This is a genomic window from Reticulibacter mediterranei, from assembly GCF_016587455.1.
Genome location: NZ_BNJK01000001.1, coordinates 8,249,671 through 8,274,360 on the forward strand (window position 1 = coordinate 8,249,671; position 24,690 = coordinate 8,274,360).

27 protein-coding genes are annotated in these 24,690 nt (G+C 52.3%); 17 read left to right on the top strand and 10 right to left on the bottom strand.

Features of this window, described 5'->3' with window-relative positions; all coding sequences use genetic code 11:
• The first annotated feature begins 46 nt into the window (after positions 1 to 46).
• Complete coding sequence (locus K3T83_RS35275; protein ID WP_220207596.1) at positions 47 to 643, top strand: TetR family transcriptional regulator C-terminal domain-containing protein; 597 nt, start codon at positions 47 to 49, stop codon at positions 641 to 643.
• A gap of 65 nt (positions 644 to 708) precedes the next feature.
• Here the strand turns inward: K3T83_RS35275 and K3T83_RS35280 are convergent, their stop codons facing one another.
• From K3T83_RS35280 to K3T83_RS35290, 3 genes are all read right to left on the bottom strand, one after another.
• Complete coding sequence (locus K3T83_RS35280) at positions 709 to 1,479, bottom strand: hypothetical protein (protein ID WP_220207597.1); 771 nt, start codon at positions 1,477 to 1,479, stop codon at positions 709 to 711.
• A gap of 310 nt (positions 1,480 to 1,789) precedes the next feature.
• A complete protein-coding gene (locus K3T83_RS35285; protein WP_220207598.1) occupies positions 1,790 to 2,884 on the bottom strand; it encodes a DUF4037 domain-containing protein in 1,095 nt (364 codons plus the stop codon).
• Positions 2,885 to 3,092: 208 nt separating this feature from the next.
• Positions 3,093 to 3,299, bottom strand: a complete 207-nt coding sequence (locus tag K3T83_RS35290) for an RNA polymerase sigma factor (RefSeq protein WP_220207599.1) — start codon at positions 3,297 to 3,299, stop codon at positions 3,093 to 3,095.
• 395 nt (positions 3,300 to 3,694) lie between these two features.
• Here K3T83_RS35290 and K3T83_RS35295 point away from each other — a divergent pair, with 395 nt between their 5' ends.
• Entirely contained in the window at positions 3,695 to 4,198 is a 504-nt protein-coding gene (locus K3T83_RS35295) for a tetratricopeptide repeat protein (protein WP_220207600.1), read from the top strand.
• Between the two features lie 116 nt (positions 4,199 to 4,314).
• Here the strand turns inward: K3T83_RS35295 and K3T83_RS35300 are convergent, their stop codons facing one another.
• A complete protein-coding gene (locus K3T83_RS35300; RefSeq protein WP_220207601.1) occupies positions 4,315 to 5,118 on the bottom strand; it encodes a hypothetical protein in 804 nt (267 codons plus the stop codon).
• Positions 5,119 to 5,424: 306 nt separating this feature from the next.
• Positions 5,425 to 7,236, bottom strand: coding sequence for a DUF2264 domain-containing protein (locus tag K3T83_RS35305; RefSeq protein ID WP_220207602.1), 1,812 nt, complete (start codon positions 7,234 to 7,236; stop codon positions 5,425 to 5,427).
• Between the two features lie 247 nt (positions 7,237 to 7,483).
• Between K3T83_RS35305 and K3T83_RS35310 the strand changes: the two genes are divergently transcribed.
• Positions 7,484 to 8,356, top strand: a complete 873-nt coding sequence (locus K3T83_RS35310; protein WP_220207603.1) for a YidC/Oxa1 family membrane protein insertase — start codon at positions 7,484 to 7,486, stop codon at positions 8,354 to 8,356.
• 18 nt (positions 8,357 to 8,374) lie between these two features.
• Here the strand turns inward: K3T83_RS35310 and K3T83_RS35315 are convergent, their stop codons facing one another.
• On the bottom strand, positions 8,375 to 8,872 hold the full coding sequence (locus K3T83_RS35315; protein ID WP_220207604.1) for an LURP-one-related/scramblase family protein: 498 nt from the start codon (positions 8,870 to 8,872) through the stop codon (positions 8,375 to 8,377).
• A 192-nt stretch (positions 8,873 to 9,064) separates the two neighbouring features.
• Between K3T83_RS35315 and K3T83_RS35320 the strand changes: the two genes are divergently transcribed.
• On the top strand, positions 9,065 to 9,772 hold the full coding sequence (locus tag K3T83_RS35320) for an alpha/beta fold hydrolase (RefSeq protein ID WP_220207605.1): 708 nt from the start codon (positions 9,065 to 9,067) through the stop codon (positions 9,770 to 9,772).
• Here the strand turns inward: K3T83_RS35320 and K3T83_RS35325 are convergent.
• Positions 9,737 to 10,123 (bottom strand): winged helix-turn-helix domain-containing protein, encoded by a 387-nt coding sequence (locus K3T83_RS35325; protein ID WP_236065053.1) that lies wholly within the window; start codon positions 10,121 to 10,123, stop codon positions 9,737 to 9,739. The genes K3T83_RS35320 and K3T83_RS35325 overlap by 36 nt on opposite strands.
• A 174-nt stretch (positions 10,124 to 10,297) precedes the next feature.
• Entirely contained in the window at positions 10,298 to 10,774 is a 477-nt protein-coding gene (locus K3T83_RS35330; protein ID WP_220207607.1) for a MarR family winged helix-turn-helix transcriptional regulator, read from the bottom strand.
• A gap of 274 nt (positions 10,775 to 11,048) precedes the next feature.
• On the opposite strand from K3T83_RS35330, the gene K3T83_RS35335 reads away from it, so the two are divergent.
• From K3T83_RS35335 to K3T83_RS35365, 7 genes are all read left to right on the top strand, one after another.
• Positions 11,049 to 11,741, top strand: a complete 693-nt coding sequence (locus tag K3T83_RS35335) for a response regulator transcription factor (RefSeq protein WP_220207608.1) — start codon at positions 11,049 to 11,051, stop codon at positions 11,739 to 11,741.
• 435 nt (positions 11,742 to 12,176) lie between these two features.
• On the top strand, positions 12,177 to 13,607 hold the full coding sequence (locus tag K3T83_RS35340; RefSeq protein ID WP_220207609.1) for an EamA family transporter: 1,431 nt from the start codon (positions 12,177 to 12,179) through the stop codon (positions 13,605 to 13,607).
• A gap of 53 nt (positions 13,608 to 13,660) precedes the next feature.
• Complete coding sequence (locus tag K3T83_RS35345) at positions 13,661 to 13,999, top strand: hypothetical protein (protein WP_220207610.1); 339 nt, start codon at positions 13,661 to 13,663, stop codon at positions 13,997 to 13,999.
• A gap of 107 nt (positions 14,000 to 14,106) precedes the next feature.
• Positions 14,107 to 16,113, top strand: coding sequence for an anti-sigma factor (locus tag K3T83_RS35350; protein ID WP_220207611.1), 2,007 nt, complete (start codon positions 14,107 to 14,109; stop codon positions 16,111 to 16,113).
• Complete coding sequence (locus tag K3T83_RS35355) at positions 16,100 to 16,918, top strand: hypothetical protein (RefSeq protein ID WP_220207612.1); 819 nt, start codon at positions 16,100 to 16,102, stop codon at positions 16,916 to 16,918. The genes K3T83_RS35350 and K3T83_RS35355 overlap by 14 nt, the downstream gene beginning before the upstream one ends.
• A 60-nt stretch (positions 16,919 to 16,978) precedes the next feature.
• Positions 16,979 to 17,929, top strand: a complete 951-nt coding sequence (locus tag K3T83_RS35360) for a hypothetical protein (protein WP_220207613.1) — start codon at positions 16,979 to 16,981, stop codon at positions 17,927 to 17,929.
• Complete coding sequence (locus tag K3T83_RS35365) at positions 17,830 to 18,792, top strand: PP2C family protein-serine/threonine phosphatase (protein ID WP_220207614.1); 963 nt, start codon at positions 17,830 to 17,832, stop codon at positions 18,790 to 18,792. The genes K3T83_RS35360 and K3T83_RS35365 overlap by 100 nt, the downstream gene beginning before the upstream one ends.
• A gap of 44 nt (positions 18,793 to 18,836) precedes the next feature.
• On the opposite strand, the gene K3T83_RS35370 is transcribed toward K3T83_RS35365, so the two are convergent.
• Entirely contained in the window at positions 18,837 to 19,430 is a 594-nt protein-coding gene (locus K3T83_RS35370; protein ID WP_220207615.1) for a hypothetical protein, read from the bottom strand.
• Between the two features lie 304 nt (positions 19,431 to 19,734).
• Between K3T83_RS35370 and K3T83_RS35375 the strand changes: the two genes are divergently transcribed.
• Positions 19,735 to 20,169: a hypothetical protein gene (locus tag K3T83_RS35375; protein ID WP_220207616.1), complete on the top strand. Its 435-nt coding sequence runs from the start codon at positions 19,735 to 19,737 to the stop codon at positions 20,167 to 20,169.
• 292 nt (positions 20,170 to 20,461) lie between these two features.
• On the opposite strand, the gene K3T83_RS35380 is transcribed toward K3T83_RS35375, so the two are convergent.
• Entirely contained in the window at positions 20,462 to 20,962 is a 501-nt protein-coding gene (locus K3T83_RS35380) for a GNAT family N-acetyltransferase (protein ID WP_220207617.1), read from the bottom strand.
• A gap of 418 nt (positions 20,963 to 21,380) precedes the next feature.
• Here K3T83_RS35380 and queF point away from each other — a divergent pair, with 418 nt between their 5' ends.
• From queF to folE, 5 genes are all read left to right on the top strand, one after another.
• Positions 21,381 to 21,821 (top strand): preQ(1) synthase, encoded by a 441-nt coding sequence (gene queF, locus K3T83_RS35385; RefSeq protein WP_220207618.1) that lies wholly within the window; start codon positions 21,381 to 21,383, stop codon positions 21,819 to 21,821.
• A 17-nt stretch (positions 21,822 to 21,838) separates the two neighbouring features.
• The gene (gene queC / locus K3T83_RS35390) at positions 21,839 to 22,612 is read left to right on the top strand and encodes a 7-cyano-7-deazaguanine synthase QueC (protein ID WP_220207619.1); all 774 of its coding nucleotides are present in this window, start codon (positions 21,839 to 21,841) and stop codon (positions 22,610 to 22,612) included.
• A gap of 114 nt (positions 22,613 to 22,726) precedes the next feature.
• Positions 22,727 to 23,182, top strand: a complete 456-nt coding sequence (locus K3T83_RS35395; protein ID WP_220207620.1) for a 6-pyruvoyl trahydropterin synthase family protein — start codon at positions 22,727 to 22,729, stop codon at positions 23,180 to 23,182.
• A gap of 4 nt (positions 23,183 to 23,186) precedes the next feature.
• Positions 23,187 to 23,933: a 7-carboxy-7-deazaguanine synthase QueE gene (gene queE, locus K3T83_RS35400; RefSeq protein WP_220207621.1), complete on the top strand. Its 747-nt coding sequence runs from the start codon at positions 23,187 to 23,189 to the stop codon at positions 23,931 to 23,933.
• A 130-nt stretch (positions 23,934 to 24,063) separates the two neighbouring features.
• Positions 24,064 to 24,690 carry a GTP cyclohydrolase I gene (gene folE / locus K3T83_RS35405; protein ID WP_220207622.1) on the top strand — a complete coding sequence of 209 codons (627 nt, stop codon included), beginning with the start codon at positions 24,064 to 24,066 and terminating at the stop codon, positions 24,688 to 24,690.

The window sequence follows — 24,690 nt, forward strand, 5'->3', positions numbered from 1 at the left end:
TTAGAATCAAGAGACCGATAAGTCTCTTTCTAGAAGCGCATGTCAGATGAAGAAGTGGGAACGTACACATCACAATATTATTGCCCGGGCCGCGCCATTGTTTAATCAGCGCGGCTTCAGCGGCACGAGCCTTCAGGACATTATGGAGGCGACCGGGCTGCGAAAGGGTGGCATCTACAGCCACTTTGAAAATAAAGAGCAGCTGGCGGAGGCGGCATTTGAATATTCCTGTCAGTTGATGGAAGAGCGGATGCGCGAATTTCTCTCGCGCGTGCCACGAACTGCGACCGATCAGCTCCAGGCAGTCGTTGAAGCTTTTGCAACTGTCGCTTTCGATCCCCCAGTGGCGGGAGGATGCGCGATGCTAAATACGGCAGTGGAGAGCGACGATGCGTATCCTGCGCTCAAGCAGAAGGTGCGCTACTCGATGGATGCGTGGATGGCGCTGGTGCAAAAGATCGTGAGCAGGGGCATTGAGCGACAGGAGTTGTCCCCGGAAACCGATGGCGCTGAGGTCGCCACGCTGCTCATCTCAACTCTGGAAGGGGCGTTGATGTTGAGCAAATTATACGACGATTTTCGCCATATGGAGCGTGCCGTTGCCCATTTGCGCTCCTTTATTCAGACGCTTGCCAACAAGTAAAAAGAGGATGGAGCATCAAATACGACATTCCATCCTCTTTTTATGCCTGATGCGTTCCCCGACCGCTAAGGTGTAGGTGTAAGCAGCGGAGTCGCTGTGGGTGTAACGGTAGGCGTGGGAGTAGGAGTCGGCGTTACGGTTCCGGTCGGCGTAGGAGTTGGTGTGACCGTTCCCGTTGGAGTGGGAGTAGGAGCCGATGTTGTGGTCCACGTAGGCGTGGGAGTAGGAGTCGGCGTGTCTGTTGGTGTTGGCGTTACTGCCGAGGTGCCAGATGAGGCAATCACTACGCTCATGCCGCCGCTACTAAACTGGATAACCGAATTTGACTTTTTCTCGCCGAGCCAGCCCTTACAAATGACTGCTAGAGTATGATTGCCCGCGCTGACTGGCGCAGTTGTCGTTAACTCCACCATGCGATCAACGGGCAGACGGTGAAATTCTCTTTGCAGGCTGATCAGTGAAGTGTTATCGAGGTTGAGGCTGCATATGAGCTTGCCGAGTGCTCCTTTGCTCGTTTCGGGTCGTCCAGCTCGATCCCCCATATAGAGATCAAGCATGGCTGACACCTGGATTTGCGCATCGCCAGCCGGTTGCAGTGAGATCTGTTCAAGCGTGGTTTGTTTGCCATCACGTGAGAGCGAGACGTTGGAAAAAGACGTGCTTAGCATCTGTATGCTTGGATTTATGATGGGCGTGACGGTAACAGTGCTGGTATGCGTCTTCTTGCTATGAGCTGAGACCCCGTTGCTAATAAATACAAAATAGAGACCTACGCCACTCAGCGCCAGCAGCCCCAGAGCTATAGATAGATGAAGTATCCTATTTTTCTTTACCACAAGGTTCCCTCCTGTTCTGGTCTAAGAAAAGCGATTGGATGTGGTTGGGAATGGGAGAGAAAGACAGCGGGAAGTGCAGATGAACCTGCTGGAGAGATCCAGTTTGCCTTTCCGGTATGCCCCTCTTTCCCGGATGCGCCAATCAATGGTTTTTCTGCTATAGCTATTATAGCAGTACTGTGCATGAATTGCAATCTAGAAATGGACAGAAAGATTCTACATATTCCAGGATGTTTTATCCATAAAACATCAATAGCTCTTCTCTTGTGATTGAATTGAGATGGACCGTCAGGAGCCTATTGCTTTTGTTTTACTCGTACAACTCACGTAATACTGCTCGCCAGTGCCCTATTGCATGCAAATCGGTGCTATCGCTAAAGTGATCGATGCTACCAATCAATGGCCGTGTCCTCAGTCGTTGCACATTCGGGTCTGTAATCTGCTCAAGCAAGGCGCGGGCAAACGTCTCTCCCTGGATGACGCGAAATGGTCGATCATGAAAGCTGGATACTGTTTCTGGCATTGCGTGAGTGATTCCGGTGGCGTTATGCATGTGTGCAAGCTGTGTATAGGCTTCGCAGAGGGCCGACTCGCGCTCTTGCCAGCTGGCAGCCCGTTCTGCACGCCAGAGGATAGGCTGAAGCGCTGTGGCACCATCAAGCTGTTTGAAGGCTGTGCCAAACCATTTAGGATAGGGCGCATAGTGCTTTTCCAGCAAGAAGCAGAGGAACATGATGTCGCGTACCAGCCGTGAGCCGATCAGGGCCGACCCCAGTTCATCGCCCGCAAAGCCTGCGCGCGGCATCAGATGTTCTTCCTGTCCGATCCGCTGCCAGCCACAGGCGAGCAGATAGAGCCAGACATCGTGGGGATACCATGCGAGCTGGGCGCGTAAGGCCGTCAGTTCGCCGATCTCATCATGATAAACAACTCCGGCTGTGAGGCTGCGCAACTCCTGAGAGGGGAAGGTGAGCCAGTCGGCGACGGTAGGTGGTTGTTCGCCACCGTAAGCAAGGCGATATTGAAGAAAACCTTGCAGCGTTTGCAACGAGATACGATGATTGACCTCGCCTTTCGTTGTCTGCTGCATTTGCGTTATCCCAGGTTCGTCTGCGGCCTCCATAACATTGACCGGGAAGCCAGCAAAGCTATGTGGGAGATGTGTGCGGAGGATTTTATCAAGCGAGGGGATCAGGGCTGTATCTTGCTCACGCAGGAAGATCAGGAGCCTCGGACCCCAATCATGATCCATCGACATAGCCGTGTCAAAGCCCAATACATCGCTGCCCGGACCAATCAGAGCAGCGGCGTATGAAAGTGCTGGGAAATGCTGTGAAAGCAGGGGCCGTACCGCTTCTTCATAAAAGCGACGATTGAGTTCGATGCCTGGAATAAATGTACTCATCCATGCTCCTTTGTCGTTTCAGAATAGGGGTAGCTTAGCAGTCAGGTGAAGAGCATGTCAAGCTTGAAATAGTTCCAAAAAGTATAGCGATCTCTAGCATTTTATTACGTTGTATTGCAAGCTAGGACTTCTCTTTTTGGTTTCGTGAGGGGATCAACGACTAACCTCACCGGATGGACTACCAGGGGGACAACCCTTTTCCCACCCTCTACCGCATGGCGAGGGTGTATCTGGTACTAGCAGTACTTCTGCCACGTAGTCCCAGTTGCTTCCGAATGTCCTGAAACGAGAGAGCTTGCCCATCGAACCCAAGATGGAGACGAACAACGGTACGCCACTTAGGGGGAAGGGTGTCAATCAGCGCTTCTAGCTGGACGTGGCGCTCGGCATCCCCCTTGAGAATACATAGGAGCATTTGCCGCCGGACCTCCAATGGCCGCCATCAATAGCGCCTCAAATTCACACATCTAATAAAAATCTTTAGAGAAAACGACAGACTCATGAACTCTAGAAAACCATCCGAGCAGTGAAAGCTACAAGGGTGGTTTTTAGGTTCAAAACCTTGCCATAAAACGTTAGAAACATCAAGAAAACGCTCTATTTTCAAACACTAGTTTTCTATACCCCCATGATGCTATCTATTTAGCCTAATTTGCACGAGAATATTGTGCAGGATGGCTTTTCTGGAATATATTAATACGAGCAATGACCACTTTTTTGTGTCGATAGACGAGGGTTATAATGCAAAGAACCGGTAAGAGGGTGAAAATATGCTATTGCGGGGTTTTGTTGCAGGAAAGGTAGATACCGATGAGCGGTAACTCTGAAGAGACACGAGTGTATTATGAAGCTGCGGCAAAGCTGTTGGCTGAGAACAAATATGAAGAGGCGTTGGAGCAGCTTGAGCAGGTGATAAGTCGCGATCCCGATGACGCGATTGCTTATAGTAATAAGGCCATGATCTTGCTACCGTTGCAGCGCTACGAAGAGGCGCTGGTGGCCTGCGAACAGGCGATCAAGATCAATCCTGATGACGCCATTACCTATGTCAATAAGAGCGCGGCCCTGATGCATATGCGGCGCTATGAAGAGGTTATAACCGCCTGCGACCGGGCGGCTCAACTTGATCCAAACGCGGCCACCAATGATCCAGGCGTCTATATTAACAAATATCTTGCCCTGTTGATCCTGGGACGTGAGGTGGAAGCTGCCCAACTGTACGATGTCATTCAACAGTATCCACACATCAGAGATCGCCTGTTGCGGTTGCTGCTCTCGATGATGAAGGGTGAAGCTGCCTTTAAGCGGCTATAATCTAACCAGAAAGACAGCCTGAGAGGGAACTCCATCGTCAGGTGGGATGGGGTTCCTGCTTTTCAAACCATTCAGCCAAATTTTTCTTTTGCTCGCGTAAATGCTGGTGATGAGTCTTATTGTTGAGGGTACTTAGCGAGCTGCTCTTCCAACTTTTTTATATTTATCCTGCCTTCTATCAGTTTCTTGAGATCCTCGTTTAGTTGATATATCGCTGTTTCACGGCGTGGTTGGTGTTTATTAAGCCATGTTTGAAGTCTCTCGAACTCGGCTTCCAACTGCGCACGAGAAGCGTTATCTAAGCCCTGCATCGTTTCTCGCAAAAAATCTGTCGTTCGATCTTTAATTGCTGTGTTTGTTTTTTGCCACACCTCCCTAACTTTTTTATATTCTTGTGTTGTATTTATATGTTGATTATTATTAATCCATGTGTCAAGTTGCATATAATAATTTTCTAATAGCCTACTACCTTTTATATTATAATCAGCCTGAGATATTATCTGTTCCATCTCTTTTAATGTTATGTCCCTTGTTTCATTACTACGCGAAGCATCTCCCTGGTTATCAGCGGATTGCTCAGGCTTTGTTCTCTTTGCCTCTGGTCCCGTTTCCGCTGCCTTCATTGGTCTTTTCCCTTTCTTTTTATCTAGTTCTTCTCCTTGTGCTGATTCCTCCTCGGCTAATTGCGCTTGAGCGGCCGCCGCCTCTGTTCGGATGAGATCATGCCCAAACGTGATATCCCGTTTCACCTCTTGGGGCTGAGTCATTTGTTTAATGAGATCAAGACTATTCTTGCCTTGCTTATGAGGAGTAACTATTCCTCGTGCCACGTCAAAAAATTGGGTATCCGTTCCGGCATCTGAGTGTCCAGGCGAGGAAGTCTGCTCAGTAAATCTCTCGGGACTTCTACGTCCTGTCATATCGTTTCATCCTTTCATAGATCTGCATGCAGTAATAACAGCTAAGGAGGAGAAAGTTTCTCTTGAGAATCTCCTTGAGTAGGAAAGCATGTTGTGCGTTCTCTCCTCAAGAAGGATCGAGAAGAACTCAGAGAAGCTTTTTCGCTTTAAAGATATTAAAACCGGTAAAGGATGGGTAAATTAGAGGAATAGAGGGAAAATTTATCCTGGCACGGTTCTGTCAACAATGGTTTGAACGCGTTTATCTCAGATATTTACTGACCATGCGCTGTTCGTTGATCTGTTTGCTGCGGGATCTCTTGCCGCTTATGGATAACGTGCTAAAATCTGTTGCTCTCTCTCCCTTATGCTGGGTGGCTGTTGCCATTGCTCATCGCAGCTTGTCATATCGGTTTCGCTCGCGACGGCACAGACCAGCCAGTACTCGCCCGGTTCGTGTTCTCCCAGCAGGGTTGGGATGACGGTGCGTGGATGGAGCAGGTTTGTGTTGGGATCGGCAACGACAACCTTTCCCTGGCGCTGGCCCTGGAGGTCGCGTATGCCGCTCCAGCCAGCCGGGTAGATCGCCAGCGCTGCCCCTGGTTGTTCCTGTGAGTTGGCGTACTGAGCTGGTTGTGCTGGTTCGGTGCGATTAAGCGCGAAGCCTCCCTCGGCGCTGTAGAGCTTGATTGACGTACGCAGGCGATGGATGCGGATGTGCCAGGGCAGGCGAGGGAGCAACCACGTCTCGATCTCGACCGTTCCAGGCCAGGGCGACCAGCGCGAGTAGAGCATTTCCCCTTCCAGACGTGCCTCCAGCGGCACCTCACGCACGCGAAAATGCTGTCCATCGTCGCTCAACGCCAGCATGCTATCATAGGCACCCGCAGCCAGACCATAAGATGCTCCGGGCACGCTGAATCCCGAACTGGTGGAGTACGCAAATTTGGCATATTTGGCCTCACCATGTCGCACCCCCATATCATGCTGACCGCTGCTCAATGCAAATACATGCCCCGGCGTGCGACAGAGCAGCATGTGTGGGTGCTTTTGCGGCTGGATTGTAGGGAGATCAGGCAGCGGCTCCTCCTGCGCCTGCCAGAAGGGATGGGTTTCTGGAAGGGCGAGGGGCAGAAAGAAGGTGAAGGCCCAGTAAGGCGAGCCAGGCGCGTTATATGTTTCGGCGATGTTGAGATTGGGATAAGCATAGCCGATAGAGAGCGTGCCATCATTCTGGAACATGGGTTGTCGCGCCCACCAGCGCAGATGGCGCAAGGCCAGCCCTTTCATCACGCCCCAGGGTAGCGCCTCCACATCGGCGAAGGCCAGCGCGCCCCATAAACTGCCCTGCGCGAATTTATACGTGAGGCTGCGACCAAAGGGCAGTGCCGCACCATCGGCGGCAAACCAGTGCTGGAAATCGTGCGCAAACTCGCCTGCCCAGGCTTTGTAGCGTTGAGCGCGTTCGGGATCGCTTTGGGCGGCGAAACGAGCATAGATCAGGCCGATCAGGTGCATAACGAACGTATTGTAATAATCGCGCTGCATAGTGGGGCCGTCCGCGTACCAGCCCTCACCCAGATAGAATGTCTCGTGAAGCTCCAGTGCTGCCTGAAGCGCCTCCTGAGCATAAGGGACGCCAACAGTCGCCAGCCCAATGTTTGCCATGACGCGAAAGAGGAGCCAGTTATTGTCGCCTACCTTTACCTCGTTGATTGTGGAGAGCCAGCGCGCGAGTTCCTGTTTTGTGGTAGGATGCAGCGGTTCCCAGAAATAGCGGGGAGCCAGTGCCAGTGCCAGCCCGATTGGTGCCATTTCAACGAGCGCTTGCCCATAATCGCGCGGCTGGCCCCAGTATTCGGGATGGTGAGGATCACAGCCATTGGCAAGCCCCAGATGATAGAGGTTGAGATGCTCAAAGGAGCCGCCGCCAGCCAGCAACGGAGCGATGCCCCAGAGTGGGCGTGCAAAGCCTTCCAGTTCGGCATAGCGGGTCGCATAATGTGTTCCCGTCTGTCCTATCGTGACCCGTGCGTGACCATGACTGAAACAGTCCACCAGCGGGGCAAAAAGCGCTCTCACCGCTTCCTGTATATCGGCCCGCGTGCGCAAGGGATTGTCAACCAATGGGTGAAGCATGATGTGAACCTCTACTACATTTCTTCTCTATGCCACCATTATAGCACCCCTCTGGTTGAGATATCTTTACTTCGTAGTCTCGCGATTTATCGCGTAGGGGCAAGCACTTCCCACGCCGCCCCTACGCGATAAATCGCGAGACTACGAAACATCGGGGCGCTTGGTATTTGCAACGTAGAGCAGGTGTTGACGTAAAAACAGAAGAGATATGTGTATGTATGGATAGTTTTTCTGGAAGGATGAAGCAATGAATGCACTTATCCAGCTTTTTCATCTTATCTTCACGTACCCCATCCTCAATGTATTAATGGAACTCTATCATCTATTTCACGACTTCGGTTTTGCGATTGTTCTTCTCACCGTGATTGTGTACCTGCTCAATCTCCCATTCACGTTACAAAGAGTCAAACTTGCCAGACAACAACGGACGTTGCAACCGCAACTGGATGAGGTTGATAGGCAACACAACGATTTGTTAGCTCGTATGGCGGCTCGCCAGGAATTCTTGCAACAGCATGGTATCTCAGCAACGTCATCAATCGGGCCAGTGCTTTTCCAGATGCTTATACTGTCTGGTCTGTTCTTAGCGTTGAATATGGTAATAAGCAACGCAACGTTGGATACCATCAATGGCATCATGTATCCCTTTCTCGCCCATTTCTCCCAATTGCCTGATCTCAATCTCAACTGGTTCACTTTTTTAAATGCCGCGCTGCACATCGCGCTCAATCGGGCCGATCCGACGCATATTCTGCCTATCCTGACCGGAATCATTACCTTTATTCAGATGCGCATGGCACAGCCATTGACCGAGACTAAAGAGGCTGTGGTGCAATCTACGCAGTTGCTACAACTGGTTGGTCCATTGATTGGAGTGGGCATTACGATGTTTTTTGTGTGGCAATTCGCCGCTGGCGTTGCCCTGTATCGTCTGGTCTATCTAGTAGTGACGGCTGTTCAGCAATACTTTATGACTGGTTGGGGATCGTTATGGAGCGTGCCAGCGTTTGCGGGAATTTTTGCCAGCACGAGTGGGCACGTCGGGAGAGAAACTAGTAAGAGTCGCCGCGCCAGGAAATCAGCGCGACGACATGGGAAGCGCTTCAGGAAACGTTTGTGAGTCTGTAAAGATCAAAAGCTAGCCATCGCGGTTTTCTCGCTCCCTGTCCTCGGCGAGATCGAGCGCCAGAACGCTGGCAAGGATGAGCATATCGTCCTGCCCGGGGGCGATATCGACTCCGTAAGTATCGGTGAGCGAGAACCAGCGTTTCGAGACCGTTGCTACCACCTGTCCGCCCTGTGCGATGGTAAATTCATGCTCAAAAATCGAGCCCGTCACCTCCAGATCGTTGGGGCCGGGAATATCGATGGTGAAGCGGTCAACGAAAGGGCTGATGAGGTGTTTGCGTACCTCTGCAACCTCCTGGCCTCCGCGCGTAATCTCATACGTGGGGCGCAGAGCGATTAAGCGCCGATGCACACCAGCAACCTCATTGCCATTCATATCGCGCACGACCAGCCGATCATGCAGGCTAAAAACTTTGCCATCAACCTCTAGAATGGGTTGACCTGCTTCGTTCATAATGGTCGAGTCTTCCCCAAGACGAATAAGCTTTTCGCGAATCAGATAACGCATACCGTGAACCTCCTCAATTCTCTGTATTTATTCTCTTTCACTCTTTATCGTGTATCTTGTGCCGGGTAGTTTTTGTAGAAAGGGCAAAATGATATGCCTCATCTTCTATACGTTTCTGTCCAGGCTTGCGTTCTATTCTCTTGTGATGATATGGTGCTGTTGAGATATTTGTACTGAGAGGAAGAGAGCAGGATGCAAGAAGAGATGGTTCAGTTAAACGATGTTCGTTTGTGGACGAGTACGCAGGGCGAAGGGCGTCCAGTGATGTTCAGCAATGGCGGCCCCGGCTTGTGTGATTATCTGGCCCCGGTTGCTGAGATGATTGATGATCTGGTACGCGTGCATCGCTGGGAGCAACGAGGCTGTGGGCGCTCAGAGGCTGTGCCACCATATGACCATGCCACCTGCCTGCAAGATCTCGAAGAGTTGCGCCGCTATTTCGGGTACGAGCGCTGGATCGTTGGCGGCCATTCCTGGGGTGCGAATCTGGCCCTCGACTATGCTATGACCTATCCGCAGCGCGTTCTCGCTCTTATCTATCTGGCAGGCACAGGCATTACCGAGGATTGGAAACCAGAATTTAGGCGCAGGCAGCAGGAACGCACTGAACTGCTGCCAGACTTTGCCTATCCCTGGAATGAGGAGGTGCTCAAGGAAGGAAATCGTTCGCGCACAGAATTCCTGAGCAGTCCTGATCTGGTGGAGCGCATCCGAGCGCTGGATGTGCCGACTATCATCATTCAGGGAGAGCGGGATTTGCGCCCGAACTGGTCTTCGGAGCATCTGGCCCGGCTTCTCCCCAATGCTCGCTGTCACGAGATTCCTGATGCCGAACATTGTCTCTGGCTCACGCATCCACAGGAACTACGAGACCTGTTGCGAGGATTTCTCCAGTCGTAGGCGATATCCAACGCTCCAGACCGTTTCAATGGCGCTGCCAAGCGGCCCCAATTTTTTCCGCAGGCGTAATATAAGGTTATCCACTGCACGGTCTCCACCATCATAGGTTTCGCCCCAGAGCATATCGAGCAGGTCAGCGCGATGGAATGCGCGTCCAGGATTGCGTACCAGCAAATGGAGCATCGCAAATTCAGAGGCGCTGAGGTTGAGTGTTTTGCCATTCAGCTCCGCTCGATAGGCCTGGAGATCGAGATGAAGCGTTTGATAGGTCATGTGTATATCATGTAGTACGGGAGTTGGCCGTTTGTGGCGGTGTGCGTTGAGCATGCTGATAGTTGCGATATCTGGCATTGTATTCACTTTAGAGATGTTAGAAGATAGTTTCCCAGATGTTTTTTTCAGCTCATTCATTGTCAATATTTGACCCCCTTTTGAAATACAGACAACAGGATGTTATTTTGTGCGCTCATAAACAAAATAGAGAGGAGACAACTTCCTTACCCTCTCAAGAAGGAAAACGATGTGTTACTTTTCCGCAGAGAGCGTGGTTGCTCCCGGACAATCTTCCACTTGAGCGATGCGGAGAAGGGCTTTGAGACCCTGACACAGGGCAGCAAGATCCTCCTGGTTGAGTTGGGAGAGCCAGCCCTGAATACGCTCCAGGCGGCCCTGCCGCAGTCGTTGGATGAGTTCTCTTCCCGCAATGGTGAGTTGAGCCAGGGTGTAGCGGCGATCAGACGGATTTTCCACACGTTCCGCCAGCCCAGCCTGTACTAATCGGTCCACCAGATGGCTTGCCGTTGGCTGGCCGATCCCCAGATTTTCGGCGATCTTGCCAATCGCCACATGATCTTCAAGAGCAAGCGTGAAGAGTACTTTGACTTGAGCAAGTGTCAACTCAAGCCCCCACCACTCCATGAATGCGCCTTTTTGCAGCGCATAGGAGTAAGAGAAGATCAGTTTTAGCACCTCTTCGGGTGTGACATCATTTTCCCCTGGCATGATATCTCTATTCCCTTTCCTGTTTCTTTACGATAACATATTACTTCGATTGCGTCAATATAATTGATACTATCGATGAGATAACATAGTCCTTATTTCCTTCTCTAGTTGTTTGCGCATTGGTAGTTATGTAGTGTTAGCTTGCAAGGACTAGCCTAAAAGGGCTATATTTTAGGAAAGAAGTACTGCAATTGGGCGCAAAGTATGGTACTTTTATGCTACAGTAGTCTGTACTGAAAGGGAGTAGAGTTTTCCGTCCGTGGAAAGGAATGACATGATACGTGTTCTCGTTGTAAATGACTGTCCCCTGTTTGGTCTCGGTATTCGCTCCACGTTGGAGAAGACCGGCGAGTGCGAAATCATTGGCGAATCGACTGATCCGGCAGAGGTTGTTGAACTGGTGCGCACGCAGCACCCCGATGTCGTCTTGTTAGATGCTGGCCTGGTCACCGTTGATTCCCTGGAGATGGCGCGCCTGTTGCATCAATATGCATCAAATATTGGCGGTATTTTTGTATTGGCACCTACCGAAGATGAGGAGACGCTGTTCCACTTCATCAAATGGGGAGCCGTTGCGTACGAAAAACATTCCATTGTGCCACAGGAATTGATCGACAAGGTGCGCAAAGTCAGTCTGGGTGAATATTTGATCGATAGCACTGTGCTGGTTCCCACTTCTCCGCTCTATCATCCCAATCCCATCAGAGCGCGCGAAACCTTCGAGTTGCAGGTCGAGGAAAGCCCTGTTGCAACAGCGGCCCTCCCCATTTCTTCACGTGAGCGTGAAATACTAGAACTGATCGCTCGTGGTAAAAGCAATAAAGAAATTGGCAAAATGCTGGAAATCAGCGATCAGACCGTCAAAAATCATATTACTTCCATTCTCAAGAAATTACATGTTAATGACCGTACTGCTGCTGTGGTCTATGCAATTCGCGAACGATGGATCAAGCTCGATGATATGTAATGCCTCTCCAGCAGCGCGACAGGCTGGATGAAGATGTACGGAGACAATATGAGTGCGGCGTTTTTATGCTGATCGTGACCAGGTAAAATCGCCGCATACATTCTTACATATAGCTGCATTTGTTCGTGGCACGTCCAAAAATTTGACGATGCGCGCCTCAAAATACAATCCCATCCCCACAAGTGACCGTGACAACACATGCCCAATCTACGCCAAAAATGGCCTTGTTCGCCCCCTGTTTTGAGTATACTTCCGGTAGGATGCGTGAGAGGGGAAATACGATGAGAGCTGCTGGTGGGTTCACCATCTCAGATCATCCCTGCTGGTGATCGTGGATCAGGCTGGAAGGAGCATGTACGTACGAGCAAAGAACCGCCAGGGATGATCGCTTCATAGGATGTAGAGAGTTAATGGAAGGATCATGAGGCCGGGCATATGAAATTGAAGACGGTAGCTTTGCTCGCATTTCTATTCAATACGTTTCTCTTTGGCACCTATTATGCGGTGGCAAAGGATGCGCTTGAACGTATTGACCCCATCGTTTTTACCTTTTTCACGATGATGGCACTTGTCCCGGTTGCACTGTGTATCGTTGTGCTGTCGTGGCGGGAGATCACGCGTGATGTGGTGAAAAGTGGCGTGTTGCTGGGAAGCTGCCTCTGTTTGGGACTCTTCACGTTGGCAGTTGCGCTCAAGCACAATAGCGCAACCAGTACGGCATTTTTCCCCTCCCTGAACGGTTTTCTGGCCGCTGCCTGTGTCAGCCTCTTTTTGCGTCAACCGATTGGGAAGGCAACCTGGCTGGCTGGCATCGTTTCGGTTGCGGGAGCGCTGCTGTTGATCCTCAATTCTGAAATGGGGGGTGCGCGTGGCGCATTAATCGCGTTTATCGGTGGCCTCTTCTGTACGCTCTATATCTTCCTCTCTGAGCGAGAACAGCGCGACAAAACCGCGTACTGGGCGCTCTTCGGTATCCAGTTGCTCACAATGGCGCTCTGGGCGAATCTGCTGGCGCTGCTCTTTGGCGATTGGCAAGCGGTTCATCCGTCGCTGCCCAAAGATATCTGGATCATCCTGTTTATCTCACTTGGTACCATCTGTCTGCCGGTCCTGATCTCTGTGTTGCTCCAGAACCACATTTCGCCTGTCACCGTCTCGTTTATCTACATTCTGGAGCCGGTGTTTGGTGCGATTTTCTCCAACCTCTACCTGCACGAAGTATTGCCGTTCAATGGCTATGTCGGCGGTGGTCTGATAGTGGCGGGCGCGGTAATTCATACATGGGGAAGCGCCCGTCAGCCGTCCAGTGATGGCGAGGAGGTGCAGCAGCAGCTTGCGCGCATGGGGCGGCGAGTGCATCATTCGCGGCTCACGCTGCTTGGCTATCCAGCGCTCAGCTTTGGGGTAGGAGCCTTCATTCTGTATCGGATCGGCGGTTTCCCGCCGCCAGCGTGGAGGACGTTCTATCAGTTGTTGCCGATCCTGCCGGCATATATGCAGGAGCACAGTCTGGTCGGCCTCTTGCTGGTGGCGCAATCTTTTTGCTGGCTCGTCGCATGGGCCTCGCTCATCGGCCTGGGCATCCTGGTGGCCTTGCGCACAAAGCTGATGTTTACGTCGGAAGTACAACTGGAAGCAGAATGGGAAGCACAATTACCAGAAGTACAGCCGAAGATACAGGAAGAGCGGGAATCGTGGGATATGCGAACGCTGCGCCAGCGCGGAGTGAAACCAGCTGTATCATCGGTGAGGCGCAGAGAGGAGAAGCCAGAGGTGCAGCGTCGTCGCCGTGAGCGCATAGCGGAGAGGATGGCAGAAAGAACAATGGGAAAAATGGTAGAAAGGACGATTGAAAGGACATACTGATAGATTGTGATTTGTCGGGTATACCGCTTGAAACAAGATGATAGGAGTTGTTTATGCGCATCTGTACAGGTCCACATCGCTTTAAAGCACGCCATCCATTGCATGTGTCGTACAAGTCGATTCGGCATCACCGCCGGCTTGTACGATCTGCTCGGGAGGCTCTCTCTCCCCTGGCTCGACGGGTCAGTCTGCTTGAAATCGATTATAGCATCTGGCGCTTTTATGCAACTCTGTGGCGACATATGCATCCCAGTTACCATACTCCTATTTTCCTTTCCGGGCGCAGCGGTTATGGACAGTTGCGCCACACAACGCGCTGGATGCGCACCGATGGCTGGTTTTTACGCAAGGCCAGGCCGTTTCCAGTCCATAAGCAGAGGCGTTTATCTTAGGAAGCATGTTGGAAGTCGTGCAGCTTTCTGTCGAGACCGAGTTGAAGATGTTGACCGGAACATTGTAATATGCCCCCTTAGAGCAGCTTGCGGAAGGGGGCAGACCAATGAGTGCGACAGAATGCCAGGATATTCCTTGCACGACCTTTGAAATCGCGGGAAGTGAGGGAACGATGAAACAAAACGATACTGGTGGCTTTTGCATGTTGTATGTGGAGCCAGCTGATGAGCGAGCGAGTGTCTTGCAGGCCATCGATGGGCAGAAGAAGCCCATCGTGATCCTGCTTGCCGAGCATGCCCGCGCGTTTCAACGTCCAGAAGACTTTGCGACGCTGAAACACATCAAGCGTCAGGCGGACGTATCCATCGTTTTCGTGATCCCTCATGGTGGTCATCTGGTGCAGTTGGCTGCACGCAACGGCTTTCCCGTGTATCTCTCGATGGACGCGCTGGCCGAAGCGCTTTCAGCAGGTCGCGTGACACGCACCCGCTCGCTAAACAGAGCGACCGGATCATCGGACTCGCTTGATCGTAGTGACTTTGTGCCCAAAAAGACCGTCCCGCTGCCTGAGACGCTCACAGCACCTGCTGTTTCTCCACGCAAGACCAGGAAGCTTGAGGATCTTGACCCGCTTCCTGCAAACAGGGTGGCAAATAGTATTACAAGTAGCGGCACAAACCATGTCATCAGCAATGTTGCTCCAACCAATGTGGCACCGTCTCCCCTGCCGCGCAAGACCGGACCGCTGGCGACGAGCGCGTATGTGAAAAAAACGGAGCCGCTGGCACCGCCGCAACGCGATATCACCAGGAGGCGCACTGTTCCCTTGCAGCCTCCACCCGTGCAACCAACACCCGCGCCACTTGAGCCGTCAAAGAGCAGCCCGGGCAGCTTTCTGCCAAAAGTGCTGGCTATTCTGGCGATCTTTGCTGTGGCGATTGGCGGGCTAGGTTCGTTCCTGCTCTTTTATCAAAAAGTGCCCGACGTGCTGCCAGCCAGTGCCGCCGCGCCAGTTGTGATCGGACGCGTCTCTTTTCTGAGCAGCGGTCAACTCAGCGAGAACAGCAACCAGGGGATCAATGACGAAGTGCTGGTTGAACTGCACAATTTGCCCAATCCAGCGGCCCAGAAAAGCTATTATGGCTGGTTGCTTGGCGATAAGAAGCAGAGCGACGAGCAAGCAATTTTGCTGGGCGTGTTGCGTCTCAACAAGGGGAGTGTGCGTCTGCTCTATCCTGGTGATGCCGCACATACGAATTTGCTGGCAATCACCAGTCGCTTCCTGATTACTGAAGAAGACTCGGATGTGACGCCCATTTCGCCAACGCCCGATTACAATGCCTGGCGTTTCTATGGTGAAATTCCGCAAACTCCGCTCAAGGAGCCGGGCGATACGCAGAACTTCAGCTACCTGGATCACCTGCGCCATCTGCTTGCCGCCGATCCGACACTCGACCAGATGGAACTGCCTGGTGGGTTGAATAACTGGCTGTATCGTAATACGAGCAAAGTGTTGGAGTGGATGAGCAGCACGCGTGAACCCTGGGAGGATAGCAAGGACGTTGGCCTACTGCGCCGTCAGACGATTCGCGCCCTGAGCTATCTTGATGGCATCTCATATGTCAAGCAGGACTTACCACCCAATACACCTTCCATGATTAACGACCGGCTGGCACGGATCGGTTTATTAGAGGTGATGGGGCCAACGCAAGATCCACCGGGCTATCTCACGCATATTGTTCATCATTTGAATGGTCTCTTACAGGCACCAGGGGCCACGCCCGAGCTGCGGAAGAACGTGGCTGATATCGTGATGGCTCTTAATAACGCTAAATACTGGTTGACTCGCTTACGCATGGATGCACAAAAGCTCGTGAAGATGAGCGATGCCCAGTTACGCCAACCCGCGACGCTGAATCTGATCAATGACATGATCGATAACGCCACCAATGCTTATAGCGGCGAGATCGATCCGGCCAATGGGCAGATGCGCGAAGGCGTGAGCTGGCTCCACGATCATATGCAATTAATCGCAAACTTCTCTATCTCAACATTTACTGCAAACAGTCAATCTATACAAATGATACAGGATGCAAAACATGCAAAGGCATAATATACAAACTAGAGAAGGCAATATACATGCGCGCTTGTTTGGCGGAGCGGCGGTAGTGCTCGTGGTGATTGGCGGGCTGATCGCTGGACTGTTTGCCGGCTCCATTCAGCGCGCTCTAATGGCACCGGCTGTGATGGCAGTGAAAACGCCCCAGGCCGCGCAATCCACGCAAGCCATGCCCACGACAACCGCCGTCATGCCTGTGATGGGGATGCAGATGCTCGCTGAGGATACGTTTAAACGTGCCGATGGCCTCCATTGGGGGACCGCCACCGATAATCGAATGTGGGAAGGCGACGCCAATCAGCGCCCGGTGTTCTCTATTATTGGCAATACGGGCCAGATTGCCAACGGCAATGGCACATTTAATGCTCTACTTGGCCCAAATAAAGACAATGTAGAAGTTCTATTACAAGGATCAGTCAATCACTTCGCGGCAAATGGTCAATCAAACCTGGGCGTTGTTCTGCGCTGGGGCGACGCAAATAACTGGTATAAAGCTTTGATCGATAATGCAAATCTAACCATTCTGAAACGTGCTAATGGGCAAGGAGCAGTTCTGAGCAGCGTTCCATTCAAATCGCAAGATAATACGCCGTACTCGCTTCGTTTTCGTGCGGTGGGCGCGACCCTCTACGCGAAAGCGTGGTTGAGTAATATGCCAGAGCCGACGAACTGGATGTTAACCGCAACTGATACGGCTCTCCCTACTGGACAGGCTGGTGTACGCGTTCTGGTGCAGAGCGATACAGTGATTAAGATCACCCTGTTTCAGGCGACAGCAGCGAGCGCGACAACGATGTAATGGATTGGGGGAGTCTGCCTGCTTGAGAAGCTCCTCGTTTATGGTGAAAGTGTGAAGATTATGGAACGGTTGAAAGCAGCACTTGTCAATTACTGGTGGGTCAGGATTGCGGTGGGTCTGGGCCTGCTGATCAGTGGTATCATTCTCTATACGCTCTCAGGTGGTTTCCCGCCTTGGGCGTGGCGTTTCGCTGCGACTGTCTTCCCGCAAGCTCCGCGCCTCTGGGCCGCTCAGGGGGCTGCGATCCTCTTTCCGTTGATCGGGTTGGGGCTGTTGTCGCTCTCCCTGCTCATTCTCTGGGCTGTGTTGCTGGGGTCATTTGTGAAGCTGATTGTATTCTCGTGGCAGCTGTACCATGACCAACAGCGGTTCGCTCAGGATCTTGAGGAGGCCGAGTATATGGCTGAATATATGGCCCGGCGCGAGATGGAAGAGGGGGAACATATGCGTCAGCTTTCGGCCAAGTGGCAGCCTGAGAGCGCATTGCCAGCGCGTGCTTCGCGTCGTGAGCCAGTACGTTCCGGCGTTTCGTCGGTGCCACCTCGCTCTCGTCCCAGCAAATCCCCGGCTCGCTGGTCACAAGATCTGGATGAGGCTATCGAGTTTGAGGTTTCCGATGAAGCCATTGCAGCCTCGCAGAAGATGGCCGCGATGGAGCGAGCAGCCGCCACTCAGCGCCGCAAGGTTGCCAACGCGCCCGAGCCGTCCGAAACCTATTCAGAGCCGACATACCGTTCGCAGCCTGCTCAACCGACAGCCTATAAAACAACCGGGCTGCTGTCGTCATGGGAAGGCGGGAACACGACCTATGAGCCAGTTGCTCGTTCTGCTCAGCCGCCAGCATCTCCCCGCGCGTTGATACACGTTCGCAGCCTCTTTCGTCGCCTTTACCGGCCCCCTCAACGGGTTCGTTGCGCAGTCAGTTTCGCATTGTGCCTCGCTCTGATGAAGAGGTGGAAGAAGAGGCGCTTCCCGAGACGGCTTATTCGACTCAGCCTTATCTGGAACTAGAAAATGGAGAGGTGGAGGAGCCGCCAACGCTACCGACGACCGAGAAGTTGCCCGAGGACGAGGACGACGAATTGCTGGTGGCGCTGCGGCTGGTGGTTGGCATCGGCCTTGATCCGGGTATTGTGCGCAAGGATTCTCCCAATGAAGATAATCTGCTGGCGATTCAGGGGTTGCATGATGGTGAGAGCGGACCTGTCCCGTTGGGGCTGTTTGTGGTTGCTGATGGTATGGGTGGGCATGCTGACGGGCAGGAGGCGAGTCGCTTAGCGATCCAGTCGATCAGCGATGTCGTCTCACCGGCGATTCTGCGCAATGCGGAGCCGGACGAGACCTTCTCTGATCTGCTCAAAGATGGCGCGCATCGGGCCAACCTCTCCATTTATCGTCGCAATCGCGAGCAAGAGCATATGATGGGGACTACGCTGACTGCCGCGCTGGTGGTTGGCACGCAGGCGTATGTGGTGAATGTTGGTGATAGCCGCACGTATCGCTATCGCCCTGGCGAGGGGCTGGTGCAGATCTCGCGCGACCATTCGGTAGTGGCCCGCCTGGTTGAGGCTGGCATCATCAGTCGTGAGGATATCTACACGCATCCCAAGCGCAATCAGATCTATCGCTGTCTGGGAGAGAAGGCCTCGCTCGAACTCGATTACTTCCATATCGATGTGCAGGCAGGCGATATTCTCATCCTATGCTCTGATGGTTTGTGGGAGATGGTGCGCGATCCCGATATCGAGAACATTGTTGCCTCCTCATCTCCTCATGCCTCGCAGGTCAGTTCGATGCTCGTTCAGGCGGCTCTGACCAGAGGTGGCGCTGACAATATCAGCGTGGTGGCTGTCTGTGTCCTGCCAGCGGAGTAGCTACTGCTCCGCTGACAAGGCTCGATTGCTGATCGATGCGTTTGCTATCCAGTTGCGATAGGTGTTGTTTTGAACTGTGTGCTCACAAAATGTTTCCCATCCCAACGATAAGCCGCATCGATATGCAGATCCGGGCAGCAATGCGGTGCGGTGGCAGAGTAGCCACTCCCGCTCATTTGAATGATTCGGTTGGCGATGCTGACCTTCTCAACGCTCCATTTCTCCTCCGGCTCGTTTTTGCCTGATAGCGGCAGCTCTCCCAGCAGTGTTGGATGGCTGGCGGTGCCGCTATAGACGAGGACATGAACCCCGCCAAAGTCGGCCCCGGTACAGCTGTAGCGCACAGCAGCTTCCGGTTGACCATCTCCGGTCAGATCGCCGAAGCTGACCGGCTGATAGATCTCGAAGTGAATGAACTTGTTCTCGGCCTTGCCGTTGTGTGTCATAAAAGGTTGTGTGTTGCCATAACATGTGCTAGTGTAGGAAAAATTGTCCCAATCAACCGCTTTTAGCGAGGTTGGAGAAGGCTCAGGAGGCGGCGTATTACTACTCGCCGCGGGAGAAGATTGGTTGGAGGAGCCACAGGCGGCCAGGAGACAGGCGCTTAGAATGAGCAGCAAAGAGCATAATTTTCGCATAATCCACTCTCCCCAGATTCTCAATGAGATATTCTACCTATCTTTCATTATGTCACGATATGAACAGAGATCGTAGATGAATACTCCCGAGAAGTTTCAATAGTGCGATGGTGAACAATGAGAGCGAATAAATCGTGATGTCTCTCTGTTTTTGGCAAAGAGTAGCCGCCAAAATGAGGCTCCGAAGGGAAAAGTATGAGCTGGTATGAAACGAAATAGTCTTCCCACCCGTGTCAGGTAATTATTGGAGATGCATTATCGTTTTTGAAGACTTCTACCTCCTGGGATGAAAGAGAGGTTGTAAATGAATACTATGCTTGACAAGAACATGGAGACGACGCGAGTAATCGTGTTGCTCTGTATTGTATTGGCTCTGCTGGCCTTGATCGTCTTGAACGCCATCTCCCCTATGCTGTTGGATTTCTACACGATCCTGCTCTGGCTTGTGCTGGGGCTGGGACTGCTCTTTATGGGGCTGCGTGGTTTGCGTCAGACGAGTCGAGGCCGTGAATATCAGCCCTGGTATCGAGAGCCTGATGTCCTTTTGAGTGCCGGTGCATTCTTTGCGGTTGCGCTCTCTTTTGCTCTGCACTACTTCTCACATCAGAACATATTGACCGATGTTCTGCTATTGATCGTTTTTGGTATTCCAACCCTGACTCTTTTTATGTATGCATTGTATAAAGGAAGCGCTCCTATGCAGCCACAGCGCAGGCACAGCCGCTCGACCCCCTGGTAGTTGCGCTTGCTTTATGAAGTTTTTCGTAAGTTGCAGAGGAGGTTGGGTCTCCCGTAGCGACAATGGGCGGTTGGGCGGTCCTGGTGGGGGCCTTGCGCTTGTCGCTCTCCCCAGGCTTGCCACGCCGCCAGAGGGAGAGGACCATTCGGGCGAGAGCGACAAGCGCAAGGCCCCCGCAGCCCCTCCACACCTCCCCTCGTCGCTACGGGTGTGGGAGATTCCCGATCCCGGTGGTGCAATTCATCATCGCGCAACTACTGTGGAGAGATGCGCGATGAAATTTGCCAAAAGGTTAGCGATAGCGGGCCATAAGCCACTCGTCTTTGATCTCGCCTTGAGAGATGATACTGAGCTTGCGGCATCCTTCGACCACAAAGCCAAGGCGTTCGTATAAACGGCGAGCGCCTTCATTCTCTGTTAGCACCGTTAGCTCGACTCGCCGGAGCAGTAGCCAGTTATCGGCAAGATCGAGCAGCGATTGCAACAGGCGTGTGCCAATTCCCTGTCCCTGCTGTTCGGTGGCGACATAAACAAACAGCTCTCCCCGATGTCGTAGCCGACCTGTTCCCACCGTCAGACCAGCGACACCAACCACCCGACCGAATTTTTCAGCAACCATATAATGGTCGTTGGCGGTGAGTTCGGCCAGCGATTTTGCACGCTGTTCCAGGCGCAGGCTTGGGAGTGCCAGCGTCGTTTCAATTACACCTTCCTGACGGGCCAGTTGCCAGAGCGCGTGAGCATCCTGCTGGCAAATAGGGCGTATAATTATATCGTTAGCGGTGGATGTCATCGTGCCTCCATACACTTGAAATAGCACAAAAAGCTGGTCGCTATAATATCCAGACTGCTGGTATTGTGCAAAGGTCGGACTGATCTGGCGTCGTGATTTTGCGCTATCTTCGCCTCGTGAAACGCCTCGTAAACATCGTCAGAATTTGCGATGTTAACCTCAAATCCGTATGCGTTCGTTCCGAAACTCCCTGTTCACAATGCGCTGCGGTGATGATGATTTGAGCGTCAAATTGCAGTATACTATGGTATTGTTACTTATGGAAATGATGATAGGTACCTGTAAGCATGGCGGCGTGACGGGTTCTCTCTAACATGTATCAGGTGCTTCCTCTACCAGAATACTTGCAGGTACCACTCTTTCCTCTCAAACGTGGTATCATAGTTTTCCCGCACTATTCAATAACAAGGAGAAGGTCATGTCAGAAGCAGAGCGTGTTCCTGGACGATATGGATTCGAAGAGATTGCTGCGAATCGCCTGGAACCCTGGCCCAACGCTCATCCCGATAGCAACTACGTCGTGCATTTTGAAATTCCTGAGTTTACCTGTCTGTGTCCGCGTTCCGGCTTTCCAGATTTCGCAACCATCATCATCGATTATGTGCCGGGTCCATCGGTTGTTGAGCTAAAAAGCTTGAAGCTCTACATTAATAACTATCGCAATCGTCAGATCAGCCATGAAGCGACGCCGAACGTCATTCTCAAGGATCTGGTGGATCTGCTCTCGCCGCGCTGGATGCGTGTTGTCGGCGATTTCACTGTGCGTGGCAATATCAAAACCATTGTCTTTGCCGAGCATGAGCAGCCTGACTATAACGGACCGCGCCCGGAATTTCGTCGTTATTATCTGCAATCATAACCCACAAGGAGGATGCTATGTCTATAACCGTGAACAGAGATCGTGCAGTCCTTATCGTCAGTGGTGGCATGGACAGCTGTGTATTGTCCCACTATTATGCAGCAGCAGGCTTCAACTTGCATTTGCTCTCGTTTGATTACGGCCAGAAGCATGTCAAAGAACTGACCTATGCTGAGAAATATATCAGCGATTTGCGCCAGCGCTACAGTAGCGGTCCGAAGCCATTGGAGATCAAGCATACCGTGATCGAACTGCCCATCTCGCGCTTGCTTACCGACTCGGACTCGGCGCTGATCAACCAGGGCGTCAAGATGCCGCATGGACACTACACCGACGACAGCATGAAAGCAACGGTCGTGCCCTATCGCAATCCGAACATGCTATTGCAAGCTGCCACCGTTGCCTGGAATGAGAAGGCACCCATCGTTGCCTACGCTGCTCACCAGGGAGATTACGCGCAGTACCCGGATTGTCGCGAGGTTTTTGTCAACGCCTTTGACGCCATGCTCAGCGCGGCCATGAACACCACCGAAATTCACGTCGTATCGCCCTTTATGCACTTCACCAAAGCGCAGATTGCTCGCCTGGGAGCTAGCCTGAACGTTCCCTTCGAGCTAACCTGGAGCTGCTACGAAGGCGGCAATGAGGGACATGGTGATACTCATTGCGGAGCTTGCGGTACCTGCGTTGAGCGGTACGAGTCCTTTAAAAACGCAGGAGTTGTAGATCCGACAAAATATGCAGAAGATCCTGATAAGTACTTACACATCGCTGGCAAACAAGAGGGGTAGTTTCTATTTGAGCCTGGTTCGTAAGCCGAGACCTCGTAAAGCCATAGATGAAGGTGAGCGATACGTTTGCAAACTGCATAATTGGATGATGCCAGGTTTTATGGAGAGGAAGTTATGACACGATTTGCCATTATCACGCGTGAATTTACGTTTGAGGCATCCCACCACCTGCCGGGTCATCGCGGCAAATGTCGGCGACCGCACGGCCATTCGTATCGCCTGGAAATCTCGCTGCGGGGGCCGATCATTGAAGCCCCCGGCGAGTCGAGCGATGGCATGGTGATGGATTTCGAGGATCTTAAAACTATCGTCAACGAGACGATTCTGGAGAAGCTCTCCGATTCGGTCCCGCGTGGCAGCGCTGCTGGTCCCATCGAAAAGGGAGGAATGGATCACAACGATCTCAACACCCTCACCGGCATTCGTACCACAGCCGAAAATCTCGTGCATTGGATCTGGGATGCGCTGGTCGCTGGCGGTGTCCCTGACGAGCTGCTCTATCGCATCCGTCTGTGGGAGACCGAGAAGGGCCACGCCGAGATTACACGCGCTGAGAGAGGGCTGGCATAAAAATATGACAACAAGAGTTGCAACCCGCACGATAACTATAAGCGAGACCTTTGGCCCTACAATCCAAGGAGAAGGAGCACTTATAGGAAAGCCGACAGTTTTTGTTAGAACAGGCGGATGCGATTATAGGTGCGATTGGTGTGATAGCCTCTATGCTGTGCTGCCGGAACATAAATCTGAGTGGCATGCGATGTCAACTGAGGAGGTCTTTGCGGAGGTGCAGCGCCTTTCGGGGAATAAGCCGATTCTAGTGACGCTTTCAGGCGGCAATCCTGCCATCCAACCGCTTGAGCCGCTGATCGATCTTGGACACGAGCATGGTTACACCTTCACCATAGAGACGCAGGGAAGCGTAGCCCAGCCCTGGTTTGCCAAACTGGACTACCTTACGCTGTCTCCCAAGCCACCAAGCAGTAAGCAAGTAACGCGCTGGGAGCGGCTGGACCGCTGCATCTCCTATGCGCGAGGCAGAGCAGGAGAGACAGGACCGCAGACGAGCCTGAAGATAGTTGTGTTCGACGAAGAGGATTACGCCTACGCCCGCTACGTCGCCTCACGCTATCCCGACGTGCCTATGTACCTGCAAGCTGGCAATCATACGCCGCCACATCTGGCCGATGAGATCGATATTCCGGGCATTCTCAACCGTATGGATTGGCTGATACAGCGCGTCATGCAGGATCAGTGGTATGCAGCCACTGTTCTGACACAGCTCCATGTCCTGTTGTGGGGAAATAAAAGGGGCGTGTAATTTGTTACATAACAATGGGATGTAGTCGTCTTTTTGATGGAAGGCAGGCATGCTATTCGTTCCGTCTAACTGAAGAAGAGATTACGGGCGTCCACTCACCCATTTAAGATATAAGCGAGGCATTATACACATGACATTATCGATGGATCATATACGCAGTAACGGACATACTAACGGGCATTTGAAGAAAGTCGAGCCGCCATCGTCGCCGCAGAAGGTCGATTATCCTCGACTGCTGGAGTTGGGTCGCGAATTGTTACTCGCGATTGGCGAAGATCCAGAGCGTGAAGGATTGTTGGAAACGCCTCGTCGTTGGGCCGATTCCTGGCGCGAATTTATCGAATACGATCCGGGCACGACCGATACCGTTTTCGAGACCAGCACCGCAGACCAGATGGTGACGGTATCGGGCATGCGAGTATCAAGCCTCTGTGAACACCACTTGCTTCCTTTCTGGTGCGATGTGGCAATCGGATATATTGCTGATGGAAAAGTCTTAGGGTTATCGAAATTTGCTCGCATCGCGCACCAGTTCGCCCACCAACTGCAACTCCAGGAGCGGCTCGGTCAGCAAATCGCCGACGAGGTCAGCCGCATTACCGGAACCGAAAACGTCGCCGTCGTCCTCAAAGGCGAACATCTCTGTATGACTACAAGGGGCATTCGTACGCCTGGTACAATGACCTCTTCCGTCATGCGCGGTGTGTTCCGTGACGAATATGAGACGCGAATGGAGTTCCTACGCCTTATCAGTTGA